Source organism: Mycolicibacter sp. MU0083, assembly GCF_963378075.1.
GTDB classification, from domain to species: domain Bacteria; phylum Actinomycetota; class Actinomycetes; order Mycobacteriales; family Mycobacteriaceae; genus Mycobacterium; species Mycobacterium kokjensenii.
In genome coordinates, this window is record NZ_OY726394.1 from 3,402,872 (window position 1) to 3,421,715 (window position 18,844).

The following is an 18,844-nucleotide window of genomic DNA, read 5'->3' on the forward strand; positions in this document are numbered from 1 at the left end:
TTACCTCCTGGGAGTTGTGTTGGGAGTCTGTGCTTCGCCGGATCGTTGATGTGCGGAAATGTGTTGTGCGGCGACATAGCCGAACGTCATGGCCGGGCCGATGGTGGCTCCGGCGCCCGCGTAGCTGCGGCCCATCACCGGCGCCGCGGTGTTGCCCACCGCGTACAGCCCGTCGATCACCGAGTCGTCGGTGCGCAGCACCCGGGCGTGTTCGTCGGTGCGCAGGCCGCCGGAGGTGCCCAGGTCGCCGAGGATGATCCGGAACGCGTAGTAGGGCCCCTTGCCCAGCGGATACAGGTTGGGGTTGGGCAGCGTCGGGTCACCGTAGTAGTTGTCGTAGACGCTGTCGCCGCGGTTGAAGTCGTCGTCGTGGCCGGCGCGGGCCAGTTCGTTGAACCGTTCCGCGGTGGCCCGCAGTCGCTGCGGCGGGACACCGATCTCGGTCGCCAGCTCCTCGAAGGAGCCGGCCGCCTTGACCACCCCGGAGTCCAGCCAGGCCTGCGGGATCCGGCGGCCGGTCGGTACCGGTGCGCCGGGGATCTTGGGGATCGGCAGGTGACCGGCGACGACGTAACGGTGGAAGGACCGCTGGTCGGTGACCAGCCAGCACGGGATATGGGTGACGCCGTCGCGCTGGCCGGCGATCATGGCGTGCGCGAAGTCCATGTAGGGCGCGGCCTCGTTGATGAAGCGCTCGCCGGCACCGTTGACGATGAACTGCGACGGCATCATGCGCTCGTTGAGCATGAACTGCAGGCGCCCGTCGGGCCAGCACAGCGCCGGGAACCACCATGCTTCGTCGAGTAGGTCGGTGGCCGCACCGATACGTTCCCCGGCCCGGATGCCGTCACCGGTGGCCACCGGATTGCCGAAGCTCCAATCGTGTTCCAGCACCGGCTGATGCTGTTTGCGCCAGGCCAGGTCGTGGTCGAAACCGCCGCTGGCCAGGATGACGCCGCGGCGCGCGATGATGCGTTGGGCCCGGCCGTCGCGCTGCACCAACGCGCCGGTGACGGCGCCGGACTCGTCGGTGATGAGTTCGGTCATCGGGGTGTCCAGCCACAGCGGGATGTCGCGATCGACCATGGCCAGGCGCAGCCGGGCGGCCAGCGATTGGCCGATCGCGGCCATCCGGTCGCCGAACACCCGGGCCCGGAACATCCGCCACAGCAGCTTGAACAGCACCGCCTTACCCCGCCACGACTGCCGAACCTGGTAGAACAGCCGGAGGTCCTTGGGCCCCAGCCAGATTCCCTTGGGAGCCAGCGCCAACGGCGCCAGCAGATTCTGCTCCTCGTCACCGAGCTTGCGCAGGTCGATGGCGGGCACGTTGATGGTGCTGCCCAGTTCCGAGCCGCCGGGCAGTTCCGGGTAGTAGTCGGCGTAGCCGGGCTTCCAGACGAACTCGAACCAGGAACTGGTCTGCTCCAGGAACTCCATCATCTTCGGTGCGGCTTCGACGTACTGCCGCAACCGCGCGTCGCTGACCAACCCGTCGGTGATCGCACGCAGGTAGGTCAGTACGTCGTCGGGATCGGGCGAGTAGCCTTCCCGGCGCTGCGACGGGGCGCCGGGCACCCAGATGCCGCCGCCGGACAGCGCGGTGGATCCGCCGAAGTGCGATGCCTTCTCCACCACCAGGGTGTTCAGGCCGCGGGCATCGGCGGCCAGTGCGGCGGTCATGCCGCCGCCGCCGGATCCGATGACGAGCACGTCGACGACGTGGTCTGTGGCGGTCACCCGTTCACCTCCGTGAGTTCTGCTGTGCGGACCGCGAATCCGGCGATCAGATCCGGGGCCGTCCGGTAGTAGCGGTGGGCGGTGCGGTAGCCGCCCTGAGCGGCGAGCGCGGCGAAGGCCGCGACCCAGGTGCGGATCTCGTGCGCGGATCCGCCGCCGGCTTCGGTGATGTAGGTGTTCGACCAGTCGTCGAGGTCGCCGAGGTCGCCGTCGTCCACGATCGACAGGAACCGGGCATCGAATTCGGGGTTCAGCGGAGCGAGGTTGTTCGCGCCGGCGGCGAAGTCGCGGGCCGCGGCGATCGTCGCCTCTTGGCGGGCTTGACGCTGTTGCGCCGTCATCGCGGTGCCGTGCAGGATCCGGTCCCGGGTGACCGGCGGGGCGGTCTCCAGCGTGGGGATCGGCGGATCATGTGACAGCCCGCCGGACCCCAGTACCAGGACCCGCAGATCCAGGCCGGCCAGGAACTCCCCTACCGCGGCTCCTAGTGCTCTGGCGCGACTCAGCGGCCCCAGCGGTGCGGCGACGGCGTTGATGAAGATCGGGATCACCGGGCACGCCGTGGCGGCGCCGAAGATCCGCTCCAGCGGTTGGACCACCGCGTGATCGACGTCCATGGCTGCCGAAACCGCCACGTCCACACCGTGTTCCAGCACCGCTTCGGCGCACTGGCGGGCCAGGTCGGCGGGAACGTCCAGCGCGCCGAGATGCGTGCCGTAATCGCCGATGCCGGCCGCCGCGGTGCCGATGCAGAACGGCGGCATCAGCCGCAGGAAGAAGCCGTTGTAGTGATCCGGCGCGAACACCACCGTCAGCTGCGGGTCGAAGTCCGCGACGAACGCGGCTGCCTCGGCGATCGCCGCCTCGACGTCGTCCATCAACTCACGGGGCGGTCCCGGCAGATTCAGCAGTGGACTGTGGGACATGCAGCACAGGGCCAGTGCCATCGGAGCGATCACCCCCTTCGCCGGTCGAAGCGGGGCCGAGCGACAGGGCGGCGCAGAGCCGTGCGCTGACCTCGGGTGCCCGCTGGGCGATGCAAGCCGCGGCGATGCATCGATCGGGGCGCAGGAACAGCACCGATTCGCTGTGGCCGTCGAACCACTCTTTGAGCCGCCCGGTCCGGTCGCCGACGATGGTGACTTCCGGATCGTCGTCGTGTCCCGGCGGGGTCCAGTGCAACTGAGTCGATGGACGCAGCGCGATAAAGCTCGCCCCCAAGGCTTTCCAGCGCGCGAAGGCCTCCTCGCCGAGCAGCACCCGGGGGTTGTTGTTCCAGGCCAGCACCGCGAATCCGGTGCCGATCACGTCGTCCAGCAGCAGGTCGGTGCCGGTGCGGGTGTCGACCTTCGGCTGGATGAACAGGGTTCCGGCCGGCGAGTCGGGCCGGCGCGGCTGGTCGTGGACGACCGCACCCTGCTCGTAGCGCGGCATCGGTTTGAACCGCATCTCCAGCACGTAGCGCTTGAGGGTCGGCACCGCCGAGGCCGCGCGGATCACCCGGTCACGCAGGCCGGCCACCCGGCGGTTGGTCGGGGAGATCACCCTGCCGACCATGGTGGACAGGTCGATCATGGCGCGGGCGTGTTTGCGGCGCTCGGTGTCGTAGCTGTCCAGCAGGCTCGGCCCGGCCTGGCCGTGGACCACGGCGGCCAGTTTCCAGCCCAGGTTCATGGCGTCGCGGATCCCGGAGTTGTAGCCCTGCCCCTGCCACACCGGCATCAGGTGCGCGGCGTCACCGGCCAGCAGCAGCCGGCCGCGGCGGAAGGCTCCGGCGATCCGGGAGTGGTGGGTGTAGACGCGCTGGCGGATCACGTCGACGTCGTGCGGATGCGGCAGGAACGGGGCCAGCATCCGCGCCACGAAGTCCGGGTGTTCGGCCTGCTCGTCGGTCTCGTCGGCGTGGATCATGAACTCGAACCGGCGGATGCCGTGGGCGATCGAGATGGAGGCGTACGGGCGTGCCGGATCGGCGCCGACCTCGCTGTTGGGATGGCCGAGCGGGTCGTTGGCGATGTCGACGACCAGCCACCGCGTCGAGGAGGTGGTGCCGTCGAAGGACACCCCCATCAGCCGGCGGGTGGTGCTGCGTCCACCGTCGCAACCCACCAGGTACTGCGTCGTCACGGTCTCCGGTTCGGTGCCGTCGGCGCCGAGGCTGACCGTGACGGCGTCGGCGGTCTCGGTGCAGCCGGTCATCGGGTGGCCCCACCGGACGTCGACGTGGTCGAAGCGGTCGAGGCCGCGCAGCAGTTCGGCATCGACGAGCGGTTGCACGAAACCGTTGCGCTTGGGCCAGCCGAAACAGGCGTCGGCGGGCGCCATCTCGGCGAGCAGTCGCCGGTGCCCGTCGTAGAACCGCAGGATCTGGTTCGGGACGGTGTGCGGCAGTACCGCATCCACCAAACCGATCGCCTGGAAGGTCCGCAGCGACTCGTCGTCGAGGCCGACGCCGCGGGGGTAGTCGATGAGGGTGGCCCGGTCCTCGACGACCAGGGTGCGGATGCCCTGCAGACCGAGGATGTTGGCCAGGGTCAGGCCGACGGGTCCGGCCCCGACGATGACGACGTCGACGTCGGTGGCGGCAGCTTTTTCGGAGGCCACGTCAGCGTCCCAGCAGGAATTCCAGGTGCAGCCGGTTGAAGGTGTCGGGGTCCTCGTACTGCGGCCAGTGCCCGCAACCGGGCATCAACTCGAACCGGGCGCCCGGGATCATCGAGGCGATCCGCCGGCCCTCCGCGACGTCGGCGGTGGGGTCGTCACTGGTCCAGACGACCAGCGTCGGCGCGGAGATCCGGCCGTACTCGGCCGGCCCCAACAGGTTGCGGGCCCGGGTCTCGGGGTCCTGCAACGCCATGATGTCGCGCATCGCGTCGACGAAACCGGGCAGCCGGTAGATCCGCTGGCGGCTGGCCACGATGTCGTCGTAGTCCTTGGACTTGTCGGCCATCAACCATTTGATGCGCGCCTGCACGGTCTCCCAGGTGGGGTTCTCGACCGCGGCCATCGACAGGGTGACGATCCGCTGCATCACCTCGGGGTCGGCCTGGGATCCGCCCGCGGTGTTGAGCACCAGGCGCTGCACCCGGTCGGGGTGATCGATGGCGACGCGCGCGGCCACCCAGCCGCCGAGTGATTCACCGCTGATGCTGGCGGTCGGTGCGCCGATGACGTCGAGTACGTCCAGCAGATGCGCGACGTAGTGGCCGACCTCCAGCGGGTGGCCGGGCTTGTCGGTGTAGCCGTGGCCGAGCATGTCCACCGACCAGGTCCAGAAATGCTCGGCGTGGGCGGCCAGGTTGCGGACGTAGGCCTCGGCGTGCCCGCCGGAGCCGTGCAGGAACACCAGCACCGGCTTGGTCGGGTCGCCGGCCCGCAGGTAGCGGGTGCGGACACCGTTCGCGTCGAGGTAGCCCTGCTCAAACGCGACGCCCTGGAGATCACTCCAGACGCTCTCGAAGTCCGGCACCTGCCACCTCTTCCCTGCGGTCGTACGAAAATGCCATTCTCGTTTTACGCCATACAAGACGTGCTTTTATCGCACACATGTGTACGTTATATTCAAGAGCATCACTCTCGCACGGGTGTATGTCAAGGAGGCCCCGCTGATGCCCGAAGCTCCCGCCGAGACCGCGCGGGGTTCGCAGACACTGGCCCGCGGACTGACCGCCCTGCAGGCGGTGGCCGCCGCGCCGGAAGGACTGACGGTGCAGCAGGTCGCCGACCGGGTCGGCGTACACCGGACCATCAGCTACCGGCTGCTCAACACGCTCACCGGCTTCCGGCTGATCGCCAAGGGCGACGACGGGCGCTACCGCTCGGCCGCCGCGCTGGCCGTGCTCGGCGCCTCGTTCGACAACAACGTGCGCCAGTTGAGCCTGCCGACCCTGCGCGCCCTCGCCGACGAACTCGGTACGACGGTGTCGCTGCTGGTCGCCGAGGGTGACCAGCAGGTGGCGGTCGCCGTGATCGTCCCCACCCAGGTGGGCTACCAACTCGCGTTCCACGAGGGCAGCCGCCATCCGCTCAGCCTGGGCGCGGCCGGGATCGCGCTGCTGGCGGCCATGCCCGCGCGCCCCGGCGAACGCGACATCGTCCCGCAGACCCGGGAGCGCGGCTGGGTGGTCACCCACGGTGAGATCGAGCCCGGAACATTCGGGCTGGCCGTCCCGGTACGCCGCCGGCCGCCGTCGCCGCCGACCTGCATCAACCTGATCTCGCATCGCGAGGACGTGGTGCTGCGCGGTCGGGATGCCGTGTTGGCCGCGGCGCGTCGACTCTCCGAAATCCTTAGCTGAAACCCGAAGTGCCCGAGAGGAATACACCGATGCCGGCTGGCGCGCATGAAGATTGGGACGAGACCGTCGACGTAGTGGTGTTGGGGACCGGCGGCGCCGGTCTGACCGCCGCGCTCACCGCCGCGGTGCACGGCGCGTCCGTCGCGCTCTACGAGAAATCCGAGACCGTCGGCGGCACCACCGCGGTCTCCGGTGGCATCGCCTGGATCCCGGCGCACGACCGGGCGCCCGATCTGACCGTGGAAGCCGCGATGGACTACCTGCGGGCCCAGTCCTTCGGCGCGATGGACGACGCGCTGGTCTCGACGTTCGTCCGCACCGGCCAGGAGATGGTCGACTTCGTCGAGGCCCACAGCGACGTGCGGTTCGAGGTCGCCACCGGCTTCCCCGACTACAAGCCGGAGTTGCCCGGGGGCCGGCCCGGGGGCGGGCGCTCGTTGAGCCCGCTGCCCTACGACGTATCCCGGGTGGGTGCCTGGCAGGACCGGATCACCGCGTTCCCGGCGGACTACAGCAACGTCGGATTCGACGCCGAGACCCGCGCCCGGCTCAACGCCGACTTCGATCCCGACTCCGCCGGTGACATCCGGGTGGCCGGTGCCGCGCTGATCGCCGGACTGCTCAAGGGCCTGCTCGATCGCGGGGTCGCCCCGGCCACCGGTTGCCGCGGCGTCGAACTGTTCGCCGACGCCGACGGCGCGATCACCGGCGTCCGGGTGGAGGCCGGCGGCGTCTCGCGCCGGGTGCGCGCCCGGCGCGGCGTCATCCTCGCCAACGGCGGATTCGAGTGGGACGTCACGCTGGTCGAGGCGTTCCTGCGCGGACCGATGCGCGGTGCGGTGTCACCGCCGAAGAACACCGGCGACGCGCTGCGCATGGCGATGGCACACGGTGCGGACCTGGCCAACATGGGCGAGGCCTGGTGGGTACCGATCGTCCGGATCCCCGGGGACACCATCGACGGTGAACAGCGCAGTCGCAGCGTGCGACTCGAGCGCACCCGCCCGCGCAGCATCATCGTCAACCGGTCCGGACGCCGCTTCGTCAACGAGGCCTGCGACTACAACTCGATGGCCGGCGCCTTCCACTACCTGGAACCGCGCGGCGGGTACGTCAACGATCCGGCCTGGATCGTGTTCGACGCCGAACACCTGCGCCGGTACGGATTCCTGGGCATCGAACCCGGCGGCACCGGCCCGGAATGGTTCTGCGAATCCCCGGATCTGGCCACCCTGGCCGCCAAGACCGGCATCGACGAGCACGGCCTGGCCCAGACCGTGGCGGCCTGGAACCGGGGAGTGGCGGACGGATCCGATCCCGAGTTCGGCCGGGGCTCGAGCGCCTACGACGGATATTGGGGCGACGATACGGCCACCACCGTCGCCGGCCGCACCCTGGGACCGATCGACGCCGCGCCGTTCTACGCCGTACCGCTGTCCGTCGGAGCGATGGGCACCAAGGGCGGGCCGCGCACCGACTCCGACGGCCGCGTCCTGCACGTCACCGGGCGGCCCATCCCCGGACTGTTCGCCGCGGGCAATGCCATGGCGGGAGTGACCGGACGGGCCTACGGTGGAGCGGGCGGCACCATCGGCCCGGCCATGGTCTTCGGCTTCCGGGCCGGGCGAGCGGCCGCCGCCGACGCGTGAGGGCGGTGGGCCCGACGGGCGATTCGTTCTCCCGCCACCCACCGGGCGGAAATGCTATTCTTCCCTGCAAAGAATTGCAGTCTTTGGCGGGGCGGCCGGCCCGACGGCCGTAACAGTGGAGGAGCCCGTGACAGGCAGGAAGATCGCCGCGTCATCCCTGGCCGTGGGCTTGTGCTGGGCCGGCGCACTCACCGCGGCCGGACCGGCCGGCGCCGACGAGGCCGCGCCGCACCGGGTGCGCTACTCGGTCAGTTCCACCGAGACCGCCCAGGCGAACATCTACTACCGCGAAGTGCAGCCGCCCAACTTCGGCGAGTACAGCCACAACCCGTATGAATACAGTCCCAAAGCGGACGTCATAATCGGGCCGAACCAGCCCTGGATCTTCGAGACCACCCTGGCCAACCCCGACGACTGGGCGATGGTGGTGGTGTCGCTGCCGGCGATGCATCCCGCGCCGGCCGCCCCCGGGTTCGTGTGCGAACTGCGTGTCGACGACGTCGTGGTCGCCACCGATGCCGGGACCAAGGGAGCGCTCTGTTCGCTCCGCACCTGGTGAGAGGCCCTGGTGCTACCGTTTCAGGACGGTCTTCCGCAGATGCGTGAGCTGGTGGGGAGCCGCGTTGCAGCGGTGCCGATAACGGACAGGAGGCCGTATGCCGTCGCGTGACCCGGCAACGCCCGGAGGCAGACACGCCGCACGGGAAGCTCTGACGGAGGCCGAGGCCAAAGCCGCCGAAGCCGCCGCGGAGGTGGCCCGGGCCCGCGAACAGCTGCTCAAATCCGAGCTGGAGGCCGACCCCACCGAGGAGGCCACCGGCACCGCGGACACCGAGATCGTCACCGCGGGCGGCGACCCGACACCGGCCGTCGCGAACCGCTTCGGCGGTCGCACCCCGAGGCTGTTGTTGTTGGCGGCGGCGGTTCTTGCGGTACTCACCATCGGCGGGCTCATCACCGTCGATGTGCTGATCCTCAACCACCATCGCGGCGTCGCCCAGCGCCAGCACCAGACCGCCGAGTATGCCGCGGCCGCCCGGCAGGGGGTGGTGACGCTGATGTCGCTGAACTACGAGACCGTCGACGCCGACGTCCAGGCGATCATCGACAACTCGACCGGCGAGTTCAGGAAGGACTTCGAGTCCCACGCCGCCGACTTCGCCAAGGTCGCCCGCGAATCGAAGACCGTCACCACGGTCGACGCCACCTACGCCGGAGTGGAATCGATGACCGACACCGAGGCGGTGGTACTGGTCGCGGCCAGCACCAAGGTCACCAACACCGCCGGCGCGAAAGAGGAGCCCCGAAACTGGCGGCTGACCGTGCACCTGGCCCGCGAAGGCGGCCAGGTCAAGATGTCGAAGGTGGACTTCGCCGCATGAGCACCGACGACGAGAACGACGTGACGGCCGAGATCACCGAGACCACCGGGACCGTCGACGCCGTCCCCGGCACCGAACCGGCCCCCGACCCGGCTACCGACACCGAACCGGATGCTGCCGGTTCGGGTCCCGAGACCCCGGAAACCGGTGCTGCCACCGCCCCCACCGTCTCAACGGCCCGCTGGGTTGCGGCCGCACTCGCCGGACTGCTGGTGGCGGCGCTGGGCCTGACCGCCTGGCTGTACTTCGGTGTGCTGCGCGCCGACCAGCAACTCGGCGCCGAAGCCGAGCAGGCCGTGCTGGCCGCCGCCGCCGACGGCGCGGTCGCGGTGCTGACCTACTCGCCGCAGACGCTCGAGAAGGACTTCAACGCCGCGAAGACCCACCTGACCGGCGACTTCCTCTCCTACTACACCGATTTCACCGAGAAGGTGGTGACGCCGGCGGCCAAGGAGAAAGAAGTGCAGACGATAGCGGCGGTGGTGCGCAAGGGCATCATCTCGATGCGCCCGCACTCCGCCGAGGTGCTGATCTTCTTGAATCAGACCACCATCAGCAAGACCGTTCCGGACGGCTCCTACTCGATGAGCAGCGTCAAGGTCGGCCTGCAGAAGCAGGACGGCCGGTGGCTGATCTCCTCCTTCGACCCGGTCTAGTCGCGCGGTACCGGCCGCGGAACTACAGCCGCACCAAGGCGAACGTCCAGGTGTTCACTCCGGGCGGGCCGTTGAAACAGCCCACCTCGAAGTGCGACTCCATCACGCCGGTCAGCGTGTTCGCGTCCCAGGTGAAGGTGTCCCGGGTCGGGAGATAACCACCCAGCGGGCAGTGCAGACCGTCGGGGTAGTCCGAGGTGAACGAGTACTTGCCGTCCACCAGCCTGGCGGTGCCACCGTAGTACCCCCGACCGAAGAAGTGCGGTCGGTCGATCGCACTCACGTGGACGCAGCCTTTGGGCAGCGTGTCGAACTTGCCCATCTCCTCGCACGGGTAGGCGGCCCACACCCAGCTGGCGTCGTTCCAACGATCGCTCAGTACGTCGTAGTTGCCGTAAGCCATGTCCGCGGCCGCGGTCGGCGCCGCGACGGTGGCGATGGTCAGCGCGCCCACTGCGGCCCCGACAGCCGTCCGCATCATTGCCGAACTCCCTTTACTTCTCAGCACAGTCGATCCACTACAGGTCCCCGCGGCGCCACCGCGCCTCCCCGTCGGCGACACAGGTCAGAAACAGGCCGTCGGGCGCCTGGGCCACCTCGCCGACGTACTCGTCGCATTTGCTGTTCTCCTCCTTGACGCCGTGCATCTCCGGGGAGCGGAACCAGCGCGGTTCGTAGCGGCGCGGCGACCCGCAGAACACCAACCGGCCCGGCAGCGTGGAGGCACCGGCCACCGCGGACCCGAACACGAAGTAGGTGGTGTTGGTGCACGGCGCGCCCAGCACGACGTTCGGTGCGATCCCCGGAGTGCACGCCGGGACGTCGCACATCGGCACGTACGGTTCGGCCACCGACGGCGCCGCCGGGGCCACCGCCAGCACCGCTCCGGTGGCCAGCGCCGCGGCGGCGAGCATCCTCACCGGGTGAGCCTTCTGCATCATCTCCCCCACGTCTAGAGCCGCTCGACCCGCATCGGCATCTGGATCACCGTGGGCATGTTGCGACCGCAGGCCCCCGAGACACCGATCGTCCGGTCGTAGCCGACCAGCAGATCGATGTTGCGTTTGTCGTACTGGCCGTTGGCGTCACTGCCCTGGAACTGGTAGCGCTGCCGGCCCGACGAAGTGGTGCCGTCCGGGCAGGTCTGCCAGTTCTCGTGGAAACGGTCGACGATCCAGCGCGAGGTACGGAACTCCAGCGGCGCGGTCCAGCCCTGGTCACTGCTGACCTGGCCGGTGCACATGTGGGCGTTCTCGCAGCTGGAACTGAACGTCCACACCGACGTGACCGTCACCTCGTCCATGTAGACCTCGTTGGTCTTGGCCCACTGCCCGTTCGAGGTGACCCGGTAGGCGCCGTTGAGTTCGAAACCCAACGCGGCCTGCGCGGGGAGTACCGGAGTCGACCCCACCACGAGGCCGAAAGCCGTTGCGGCCACGGCCAGCTGAAGTGCACGCACGATCATCTCCTCCTTCGCGACTCAGAACGGCATCAGATCGGTCCACGACTTCGGCGCGGAATCGGGGGCCAGGTTCGCCTGCTGCTCGTAGCGCCCGTCGGGAGTCATGTACTTGCCGGTGTTCGGGTCATAGGGCAGCACCGCCACCGACGGCGCCTGCGCGGGTCCCGGGTCGTGGTCGGCGAAGGCCGGCGGCGGCCCCGGTACCTCCGGCCGTGGCAGATCCGGCGGTGTCCCCGACGGAGTGGCCCACGGCGGCAGCGGGGTGCCACCGACCGGGGCGAAGATCCGCTCCCGATAGTCGGCCCGGTCATCGATCGGGATGCCCTGCTTGAGCAGGTTGGGGTCGATCGGTCCCGGACCGGTGAGGTGCGGGCGCATCGCGATCGGGACGAAGCCCTTCGGGTCGTCGCAGAGTTCCACCGTCGGCGCGCGCTTGCCCGGATGTTCGATACAGGGGAAGTTGCGGGCACCGCGGACCGAGATCGGCGAATCCTGCGGCAGCTTGCAGTACAGGCCCTCCGGGGTGTCGATGGTGGTGGTGTCGGCCGGTGACCGCCACGACGACGCCGGCAGGAATCCCACCGTGCACGGGTTGGGATCGCCGAAGGTGAGGGTGAAGTCACCCTGCGGCAGGCCGGTCGCGTTGTTCTTCGGCAGACCGAAGGACTGCTGGGCGGCGATGTATCCGGGCAGCAACACCATCAACTGTTCCAGTGAGGGGTTGTAGACCATCAGCACCTGTCCGAGCGTGACCAGGTTCGCCAGCAGGATCGGCAGGGTGGGCTTGAGATCTTTCATCAGCCCGGACACCTCGTCGGCGAAGCCGGGACCGCGCTGCAGGATGGTCCGCAGCTGGGGGTCGTTGACGGCGACCTGCTCGGTGATCCCGGCGACGCTGCGCGCCCAGGTGCGGATCGCATCGGTGCTCTGGTTCTGGGAATCCAGCAGCGGCGCACCGTCGTCGACCAGTTTGCGGATCTTGTCCGAGACCCGGTTGGCGTCGCCGCTGATGGTCGTCGCCGAATCCAGTAGCGACTGGAAGTCGTAGCCGGCGCCGTCGAACGCCAGGAAGGTCTCGTCGAGCAGGCCGCTGAGCTTCTCCTTCGGGATGCTGTCGACCAGCTTGCTCACCTGGTCGAGCATCGGACCGACCTGTTGGGGGACCTCGGTGTCGGATGCCGCGATCACCGAACCGTTGTGCAGGTAGGGCCCGCCGTCGCTGCGCGGCAGCAGGTCCACGTACTGCTCGCCGACCGCGGAGACGCTGCGCACCGCGGCCACCAGGTCGGCCGGGATCTTCGGCGACCGGTCCAGCGACAAGGTGGCCCGCACACCGTGGTCGGTCAGCGCGACATCGGTGACGGTGCCGATCTGCACCCCGTTGTAGGTGACGTTGGAGAAACGGTAGAGCCCCCCGGTCTCGGGCAGATCGAGCTTGACCGTGACCCGACCGATGCCCAGCATGGTCGGCACCTGCATGTAGCCGAAGAGCATGGCCCCGACGCCGATCACCGATGCCACCAGGAACAGGATCAGCTGGATCCGCACAAAGCGTGTCAGCATTTAGCGGCCCCCTCCCGAACCGAGCGCATCCGACGGCAATCCGTCGTGGGTCGCCTGCAGGATCGGCTCCTGCAGTGGATCGTAGGAATAGTTCAGGTACCACGGATCACCGGGCGCGGGAACAAGTTTCGCATCCTCGTCGCCCCACTGGGTGCCGGCGAACAGGGCGCGCTTGAGGCGCGGTTTGGTGAGGTCGAAGACCGCGAACAGGTTCAGGAAGTCGCCCCGCACGGCGCGCTCGATGGCGTTGGGGCCGTAGGGGAACGCCGACGCATAGGCCACCGCGGCGTTGAGTTCCGGGCCGATGTCGGCCAGCGAACGCAGCGCCGGTTCGATGTGGATGAGATCGGAGACCAGGTGGTTGCCGGCGTCGTTGACCAGTCCGGCCGACAGATCGCTGAACTGGCCGAGTTTGGTCATCGCGGTGATGAAGGTCGGCCGCTCTTTGATCAGCACATCGATGGCGGGCGGGATCTTGTTCAGCGCGCGGTTGATGGTCTCGCGTTCGCCGGCGAAGGTGCTGGCCGTCCGGTTCATCTCCGAGATGGCTTCGACGATGTTGTTGCGCTGCCGGTCCAGCGCGGCGGTGAAGCGGTCCAATCGGGCGATCAGGTCACGGATGTCGGCTTCCCGGCCGGCCATCGACGCGCTGAAGTTGTGGATGACATCACCGATCTGGCCGAGCCCGCCGCCGTTGACCAGGACCGCCAGCGACGACAGGGTCTGCTCGGTGGACGGGTAGGTCGAGGAATCGGCCAGCGGGATGGTGGCCCCGGCGGCCATCCGCCCGGTCGGCGACTGGCCGATGGGTGGGTTGAGTGCCAGGTGCATGGAGCCGAGCAGGCTGGTCTGGCCGACCGTCGCCACCGCATTGGCCGGTACCTCGACCCCCTCGTTGACGGTGATGTCGACGTTGGCGTGCCAGTCGGTGACCGTCATCTTGCCGACGCTGCCGATCACCACGTCGGCCAGCATCACCGGCGAATTGGATTCCAGGGTGCCCACATTGGCCAGTTCGACGCGGAAGTGCTGCGCCCCGGCGCCGTGGCCCTGCGCACCCGGCAGCGGAATCGAGTTCAAGCCGCCGAACGCGCAACCGGTCGTGGTGGCGGCGACCAGCGCGGCGACCGCGACTCCTCTGCGCAGCGAACGAACACCGATCATGGGGTGGGTCCCCCTTCTGCGGGCAGCGGTCCGGGCGGCGGCGGTCCGGGCGGCGGCGGGCCGCCCGGCAGCAGCATCCCGTCGAAGGTCGTCGGGCTCGGCAGCGGGGCTCCGGGGATCAGCGGCGGTGTCGCGGCGGCGGGCAGACCGTCGGGTGCATACGAACCGCGCGGCTGCAACGGATCGGTCCATCCCGGCGGGGGCGGGACATCGCCGTGCAGGCCGGTGTAGGCCGAGATCGACGGTTCCTGCTCCGGCAGGTTGGCCGGGTGTTCGGCGTGCGGCATCAGCGCCGGATCGGTGTAGATGAGTTTGTCCGGGCTGGCCGCCTTGGTCAGGTACGGAGAGATCGGCAGCGGCATCCCGTTGAAGTTCAGCTGCCGCATGGCCGGCCCGAAGTACGCCTCGCACAGCTTGCCGGTCTCGGTCGACGTGACGTTGCCGATCCCGCCGGTCATGGTGCAGATCGCCTGGACCGGGTTGCTGAAGTTGGCGAACGCGAACGAGCCCACCGGGGTACCGCTGGTCACGTTGTACATGTTCAGCGTGTTGGCGATCGCGTTCGGGGTGATGTGCAAGATGTTGCGGATCGAGTCCTTGGCCTCGGCCAGGGTCTGGCTGACGTTGGCCACCCCCTGCACCGCCTTGGCCGTCTCGGCGCGGGTGCCCGCCACGAAGTCGCGCACCGTGTCGATCGCGCCGGCGAAGTCGACGAGCGCGGCATCGAGGTTGTTCCGGCTGTCGTTGATGACGCTGGTCAGCGTCGCGAGCCGGGACTCGAACACCACGATCTGCTGGTCACTGTCACGCAGCGCCGTCACGAAGGTCTGCAGGCCCGAGATGATGTCGACGATGTTGCCGCTGCCCTCGGCGAAGATCCGGGCCACCCCGGACAGCTGGGCCAGCGTCTCCCGCAGTTTGGCGCCGTTGCCGTCCATCGCGTTGGCCGCGCTGTCGATGAAACGCGCGGCGGAGGTGCCCGACACTCCGCTGCGCGGGCCGAGTTCGGCGGCGAGCCGGTTGAGCTGGGTCTTGACCTCGTCCCACTCCACCGGAATCGCGGTGTGCTCGCGCGGGATCACCGCCCCGTCCTTCATCGTCGGCCCGTCGCCGCGGTGATAGGCCGGCGTCAACTGGACGAACCGGGCCGCGACCAGGTTGGGCGCGACGATGACGGCCTTGGCCTCGGCCGGGATCGGGACCTTGCGGTCCACCCGCATGCTGATCTTGGCCTGGGTGCCCTGCGGCTCGATGCGGTCGATGGTGCCGACCTTCACCCCCGAGACCCGGACCTCGTCACCGGGGTAGATCGCGGTCGCCGTCGCGAAGTATGCGGTGATCCGGGTCGGCTTCAACACGGTGTGCCGGACCAGGATGCCCGCACCGGCGAGCAGGAGCACCGCGGCCAGTGCGGCCGCGGCGATCTGCAGTGGTTTTGCAGTCTTCATCGGGGCGGCAGATCTCCTGGCTGCGGAATCCCGTTGATCGGGAACGGAATCTCGGCTCGCGGACCGGCGTTGTCCGGCGGCTGTCCGGCGTCCACGCCGCGTCGGAAGCCGAAGATGTAGTCCATGAACGGCTGGAACAGCTGCGGCAGGAACAGGTTCGGGACGTAGGCGCTGTAGTAGGCACCGTTGGACACCGTCTCACCCTGGGTGAGTTCGTATTTCGCCAATCCGGGCAGCGCCTTCGCCAGGTTGTCGCGGTTCTTCTCCAAGACCTTGTTCAGCTCGATGGTCTTCTCCAGCATCGGCTTGAGCTGGTCGTTGTTCTCGGCGACCAGTTCGGAGAGCTGCCGGGAGACCGCCGACGTGCTGACCAGCAGGTTGACGATCGCCTGCCGACGGGTGTTGAGCACGTCGACGAGGCTGTCGGCGTCCAGGATCAGCGAGTTGATCTGCTGGCTGCGTTCGGAGAGCACCCCGGTGAGCTCGGCCGCCGACTTCAGCAGGTCGGACAGGCCCTCGTTGCGGTTGTTGATCGCCCGGGACAGTCGGCTCAGTCCGTCGAACGTCGGGCCCAACTGCGGCGCGATCTGGTCAATGGTGTCCGACAGGGTGTCCAGCGACCGGTTCAGCGACTCGGTGTCGGTGCCGGCGGTGTTGGAGGTCAGTTCCCCGACGACGTCGACGAGCGAGTACGGCGACGAGGTACGGGTCAGCGGGATGACTTCCAGCGGACGCATCCGCCCGCTGCCGGCGGGCTCCACCGTCAGCACCCGTTCGCCCAGCAGCGACCCGGTGCGGATATGCGCGGTGGACTGTGACCCGAGCCCGTATTTGCCGTCCAGTGTGAACGTCACCAGGGCGTCGCCGTTGTCGAGGGAGACGTCGGTGACCGAGCCGACCTTGATCCCCGAGAGGGTGACGTCGGCTCCGGTGGCCAGGCCACCGGCCTCGGCGAACTTGGCCTGATAGCGCACACAGGTGGCCCACTGGATCAGCTGTTCGGGCTGCAGGCCGATCGCGATGATGAACGCGATGACCACCACGCCGATCAGCCCCATCCGGGACAGGTGCCGACCGTGATATTTCAGCATCGGCGGGCCTCCGGTCGTCCGAGTGCGGTATCGGGACGCGGACCGGTCAGTCGGTGTCGCTGCATCGGCCCTCCTCCGCTTTGATCCAGGGGAACACCGCGGTACGGCCCTGGGTGTCGCTGACCCGGATCTGAACCGCACAGATGTAGTACTGGATGAACCCGCCGTAGGCGCCCAGCCGGATCGCCTTGCGGTAGTTCTCCGGCGCCTTCTGCAACGACATGTCCAGGCCCGCCAGGTCGGCGTTGATGGCCGCCGTCAGCCGGTCCACCTGGGTGATGGTCTTGGTCAGCGGGTCGCGGGCCTTGCCCAGCAGATCGGCCATCGACGCGGTGCCGCGGTCCAGCGCCGCCACGGCAGTCCCGATCGGATCGCGGTCGGCCGCCAGTCCGGCGACCAGCTTGTTGAGCCGATCGATCGCCCCGGCGAAGCGCTTGTCACCGTTGGACAGGGTGGCCAGGGTGTCCCGCAACTGGTCGATCAGCGATTCGATCACCTGGTTGTTGTCGGCCAGCGAACTGGAGAACGACGACGTCTGCGACATCAGCGAGTCGATGGTGCCGCCCTGGCCCTGCATGACCTGGATCAACGAGGCGGTCAGCGAGTTGACGTCCTGCGGGTTCAAACCGCGGATCACCGGTTTGAGGCCGTTGAGCAACAGGTCCAGGTCCAGCGCCGGTGCGGTCCGCTCGAGCGGGATCTCCGATCCCTTCGGCAACACGCGGGTCGAACCCGGCCCGTCCGTCAGTTCCAGGTAACGGTCGCCGACCAGGTTCAGGTAGCGCACCGAGGCCTGGGTGCCGGTGGTCAGCGGAATGTTGCGGTCGGCCTGGAACTTCACCAGCACGGTGCCGTCCGGGCGGAGCGCCACCCCGCCGACGGTGCCGACCCGGACGCCGGCCACCCGCACGCTGTCCCCGGACTTCAGCCGGGAGGCGTCGGAGAACACCGCCTGGTAGCCCACCGTGGGACCGGTGCGGACCTCGGCGAAGATCGCGAACAGGAATACCGTCGCGAGCATCATCACCACGGCGTAGATGCCGAACTTGACCAGGGTTGCCCAGCTGCGCGTCATCCCGGCATCCCCACTTGTGCACTGTTACGCGGCGGTCCGCCGATCGGTCCGAACAGCGCCTGCTTGAGGCCATCGGAGTTGAGCAGGATGCCCTGGTTGCCGTATTCGTACGGGTTGGCCCCGGTGTCGGCGACCAGCGCCGGCACCCGGAACTCCGGCGGCACGTCGGGCAAGCCGAGTTCGGTGCAGTAGGAACGGTCCGACTTGGCCGCCACCTTCGGCAGGTGATCGGGGTAGCGGTAGCGCTCCTTGGCCAGGGTGAAGCTGGCGGTGATGATGATGCCGGGGACCGGGAACGGCGGGGAGTTGGCGAACGGCACCAGGCCGCCGATCGCACAGCCGAGTTCTTCGTGGTACTTGTCCAGCAGTTGTGCGGTCGGCTCCAGCGTCCGGGTCAGATCGGTCAGCGCCTGCCGGTTCTCCCCCAGCACGTCGTTACCGGTGTCGGCCAGGCCGATGGCGCTGAGCAGGAAGGTGTCCAGGCTCTCGCGCTCGGCCACGATGCTCTCGCTCATGGTGCTGGTGTTGTTCAGTGCGGCGGCGAGGTCCGGGGCCGCGTCCGCGTAGGACCGGAACACCGGCGACATCACGGCGGCCTCGTGTTCCAGGGTGTCCAGGCTGGGCTCCAGTTTGGCCAGCAGCTTGTCGAAGTCGGTGAGCGCCTGCCCCAGATTCTCACCGCGCCCGTTGAACGCCGTCGAGACCGCGCTGAGGGTTTCGTTCAGCTTCTTCGGGTCGATCTTGTCCAATACCTGCACGAGTTGCTGGAACACCGTGTTGATCTCGACGGTGACGTGGTCGCCCGACAACACCTGGCCGGCGTGCATTCGGGTGATCTCCGGTTGGGCCGGCGGCACCAGATCGACGAACTTGGCGCCGAACACCGTCGACGAGGCAATCCGGGCGGTGACGTTGGCGGGGATCTTCGCCAACTGGCCCGGCTCCATCTTCAGGTGCAGCACCGCGGTACCGTCCGGTTTGGCCTCGATGTCGCCGACCTTGCCGACCTGTACCCCGCGAATCTTGACCTTGGCGTCGGTGTGCATCACCAGTCCGGCCCGGTCCGACACCACCGTGACCGGCACGGTCGGGGTGAAGCTACCCCGGAACAAGCCGATCGGCAGCGCGATCAACGCGGCGACCAACGCCACCGTGGCAAACCCCATCACCGGACGCAGGTGCGGCCACGGTTCACGTTTGGTACCACCCGGCCGATGCCGGCCCGCCGCCGCGGACCGCACCGCCGCGCCGTCGAACTCGTCGTCCAACGGCGGATCTGCAGTCGCTCCAAGCACCATTACCGCCCCGTCACCCGG

Annotated in this window: 18 protein-coding genes; 5 read left to right on the top strand and 13 right to left on the bottom strand. The window is 68.7% G+C overall.

The window, feature by feature from the left end; genetic code table 11:
• Genes RCP38_RS15975 through RCP38_RS15990 form a run of 4 tightly spaced genes read right to left on the bottom strand, consistent with a single transcriptional unit; the run spans nt 1 to nt 5,209 of the window.
• The gene (locus tag RCP38_RS15975) at nt 1–1,683 is read right to left on the bottom strand and encodes an FAD-binding protein (protein WP_308477352.1); all 1,683 of its coding nucleotides are present in this window, start codon (nt 1,681–1,683) and stop codon (nt 1–3) included.
• Nucleotides 1,684–1,736: 53 nt separating this feature from the next.
• Nucleotides 1,737–2,666 (bottom strand): 3-carboxyethylcatechol 2,3-dioxygenase, encoded by a 930-nt coding sequence (locus RCP38_RS15980; protein WP_373692377.1) that lies wholly within the window; start codon nt 2,664–2,666, stop codon nt 1,737–1,739.
• On the bottom strand, nt 2,623–4,344 hold the full coding sequence (locus RCP38_RS15985) for a bifunctional 3-(3-hydroxy-phenyl)propionate/3-hydroxycinnamic acid hydroxylase (RefSeq protein ID WP_308473901.1): 1,722 nt from the start codon (nt 4,342–4,344) through the stop codon (nt 2,623–2,625). Before RCP38_RS15985 ends, RCP38_RS15980 begins: the two co-directional genes overlap by 44 nt.
• A 1-nt stretch (nt 4,345) precedes the next feature.
• Nucleotides 4,346–5,209 carry an alpha/beta fold hydrolase gene (locus tag RCP38_RS15990; protein WP_308473902.1) on the bottom strand — a complete coding sequence of 288 codons (864 nt, stop codon included), beginning with the start codon at nt 5,207–5,209 and terminating at the stop codon, nt 4,346–4,348.
• 139 nt (nt 5,210–5,348) lie between these two features.
• On the opposite strand from RCP38_RS15990, the gene RCP38_RS15995 reads away from it, so the two are divergent.
• From RCP38_RS15995 to RCP38_RS16015, 5 genes are all read left to right on the top strand, one after another.
• A complete protein-coding gene (locus RCP38_RS15995; RefSeq protein ID WP_308473903.1) occupies nt 5,349–6,038 on the top strand; it encodes an IclR family transcriptional regulator domain-containing protein in 690 nt (229 codons plus the stop codon).
• Between the two features lie 29 nt (nt 6,039–6,067).
• The gene (locus tag RCP38_RS16000; RefSeq protein ID WP_308473904.1) at nt 6,068–7,687 is read left to right on the top strand and encodes an FAD-dependent oxidoreductase; all 1,620 of its coding nucleotides are present in this window, start codon (nt 6,068–6,070) and stop codon (nt 7,685–7,687) included.
• 127 nt (nt 7,688–7,814) lie between these two features.
• Nucleotides 7,815–8,246, top strand: coding sequence for a hypothetical protein (locus RCP38_RS16005; RefSeq protein WP_308473905.1), 432 nt, complete (start codon nt 7,815–7,817; stop codon nt 8,244–8,246).
• Nucleotides 8,247–8,343: 97 nt separating this feature from the next.
• Complete coding sequence (locus RCP38_RS16010) at nt 8,344–9,069, top strand: hypothetical protein (RefSeq protein ID WP_308473906.1); 726 nt, start codon at nt 8,344–8,346, stop codon at nt 9,067–9,069.
• Nucleotides 9,066–9,725 (top strand): twin-arginine translocation pathway signal, encoded by a 660-nt coding sequence (locus tag RCP38_RS16015; protein ID WP_308473907.1) that lies wholly within the window; start codon nt 9,066–9,068, stop codon nt 9,723–9,725. Before RCP38_RS16010 ends, RCP38_RS16015 begins: the two co-directional genes overlap by 4 nt.
• A gap of 22 nt (nt 9,726–9,747) precedes the next feature.
• On the opposite strand, the gene RCP38_RS16020 is transcribed toward RCP38_RS16015, so the two are convergent.
• The 9 genes from RCP38_RS16020 to RCP38_RS16060 are packed head-to-tail and all read right to left on the bottom strand — an operon-like array spanning nt 9,748 to nt 18,826.
• Nucleotides 9,748–10,206 (bottom strand): hypothetical protein, encoded by a 459-nt coding sequence (locus RCP38_RS16020; protein ID WP_308473908.1) that lies wholly within the window; start codon nt 10,204–10,206, stop codon nt 9,748–9,750.
• Between the two features lie 37 nt (nt 10,207–10,243).
• Nucleotides 10,244–10,639: a hypothetical protein gene (locus RCP38_RS16025; protein WP_308477354.1), complete on the bottom strand. Its 396-nt coding sequence runs from the start codon at nt 10,637–10,639 to the stop codon at nt 10,244–10,246.
• Nucleotides 10,640–10,677: 38 nt separating this feature from the next.
• Entirely contained in the window at nt 10,678–11,184 is a 507-nt protein-coding gene (locus RCP38_RS16030) for an Rv2253/PknI dimerization domain-containing protein (protein ID WP_308473909.1), read from the bottom strand.
• A gap of 21 nt (nt 11,185–11,205) precedes the next feature.
• Nucleotides 11,206–12,750 carry an MCE family protein gene (locus tag RCP38_RS16035; protein ID WP_308473910.1) on the bottom strand — a complete coding sequence of 515 codons (1,545 nt, stop codon included), beginning with the start codon at nt 12,748–12,750 and terminating at the stop codon, nt 11,206–11,208.
• Nucleotides 12,751–13,914 carry an MCE family protein gene (locus RCP38_RS16040; protein WP_308473911.1) on the bottom strand — a complete coding sequence of 388 codons (1,164 nt, stop codon included), beginning with the start codon at nt 13,912–13,914 and terminating at the stop codon, nt 12,751–12,753.
• A complete protein-coding gene (locus RCP38_RS16045) occupies nt 13,911–15,362 on the bottom strand; it encodes an MCE family protein (protein ID WP_308473912.1) in 1,452 nt (483 codons plus the stop codon). The genes RCP38_RS16040 and RCP38_RS16045 overlap by 4 nt, the downstream gene beginning before the upstream one ends.
• Nucleotides 15,359–16,453: an MCE family protein gene (locus RCP38_RS16050; protein ID WP_308473913.1), complete on the bottom strand. Its 1,095-nt coding sequence runs from the start codon at nt 16,451–16,453 to the stop codon at nt 15,359–15,361. The genes RCP38_RS16045 and RCP38_RS16050 overlap by 4 nt, the downstream gene beginning before the upstream one ends.
• Before the next feature lie 46 nt (nt 16,454–16,499).
• The gene (locus RCP38_RS16055; RefSeq protein ID WP_308473914.1) at nt 16,500–17,528 is read right to left on the bottom strand and encodes an MCE family protein; all 1,029 of its coding nucleotides are present in this window, start codon (nt 17,526–17,528) and stop codon (nt 16,500–16,502) included.
• Nucleotides 17,525–18,826, bottom strand: a complete 1,302-nt coding sequence (locus RCP38_RS16060; RefSeq protein ID WP_373692378.1) for an MCE family protein — start codon at nt 18,824–18,826, stop codon at nt 17,525–17,527. Before RCP38_RS16060 ends, RCP38_RS16055 begins: the two co-directional genes overlap by 4 nt.
• Nucleotides 18,827–18,844: the final 18 nt, after the last annotated feature.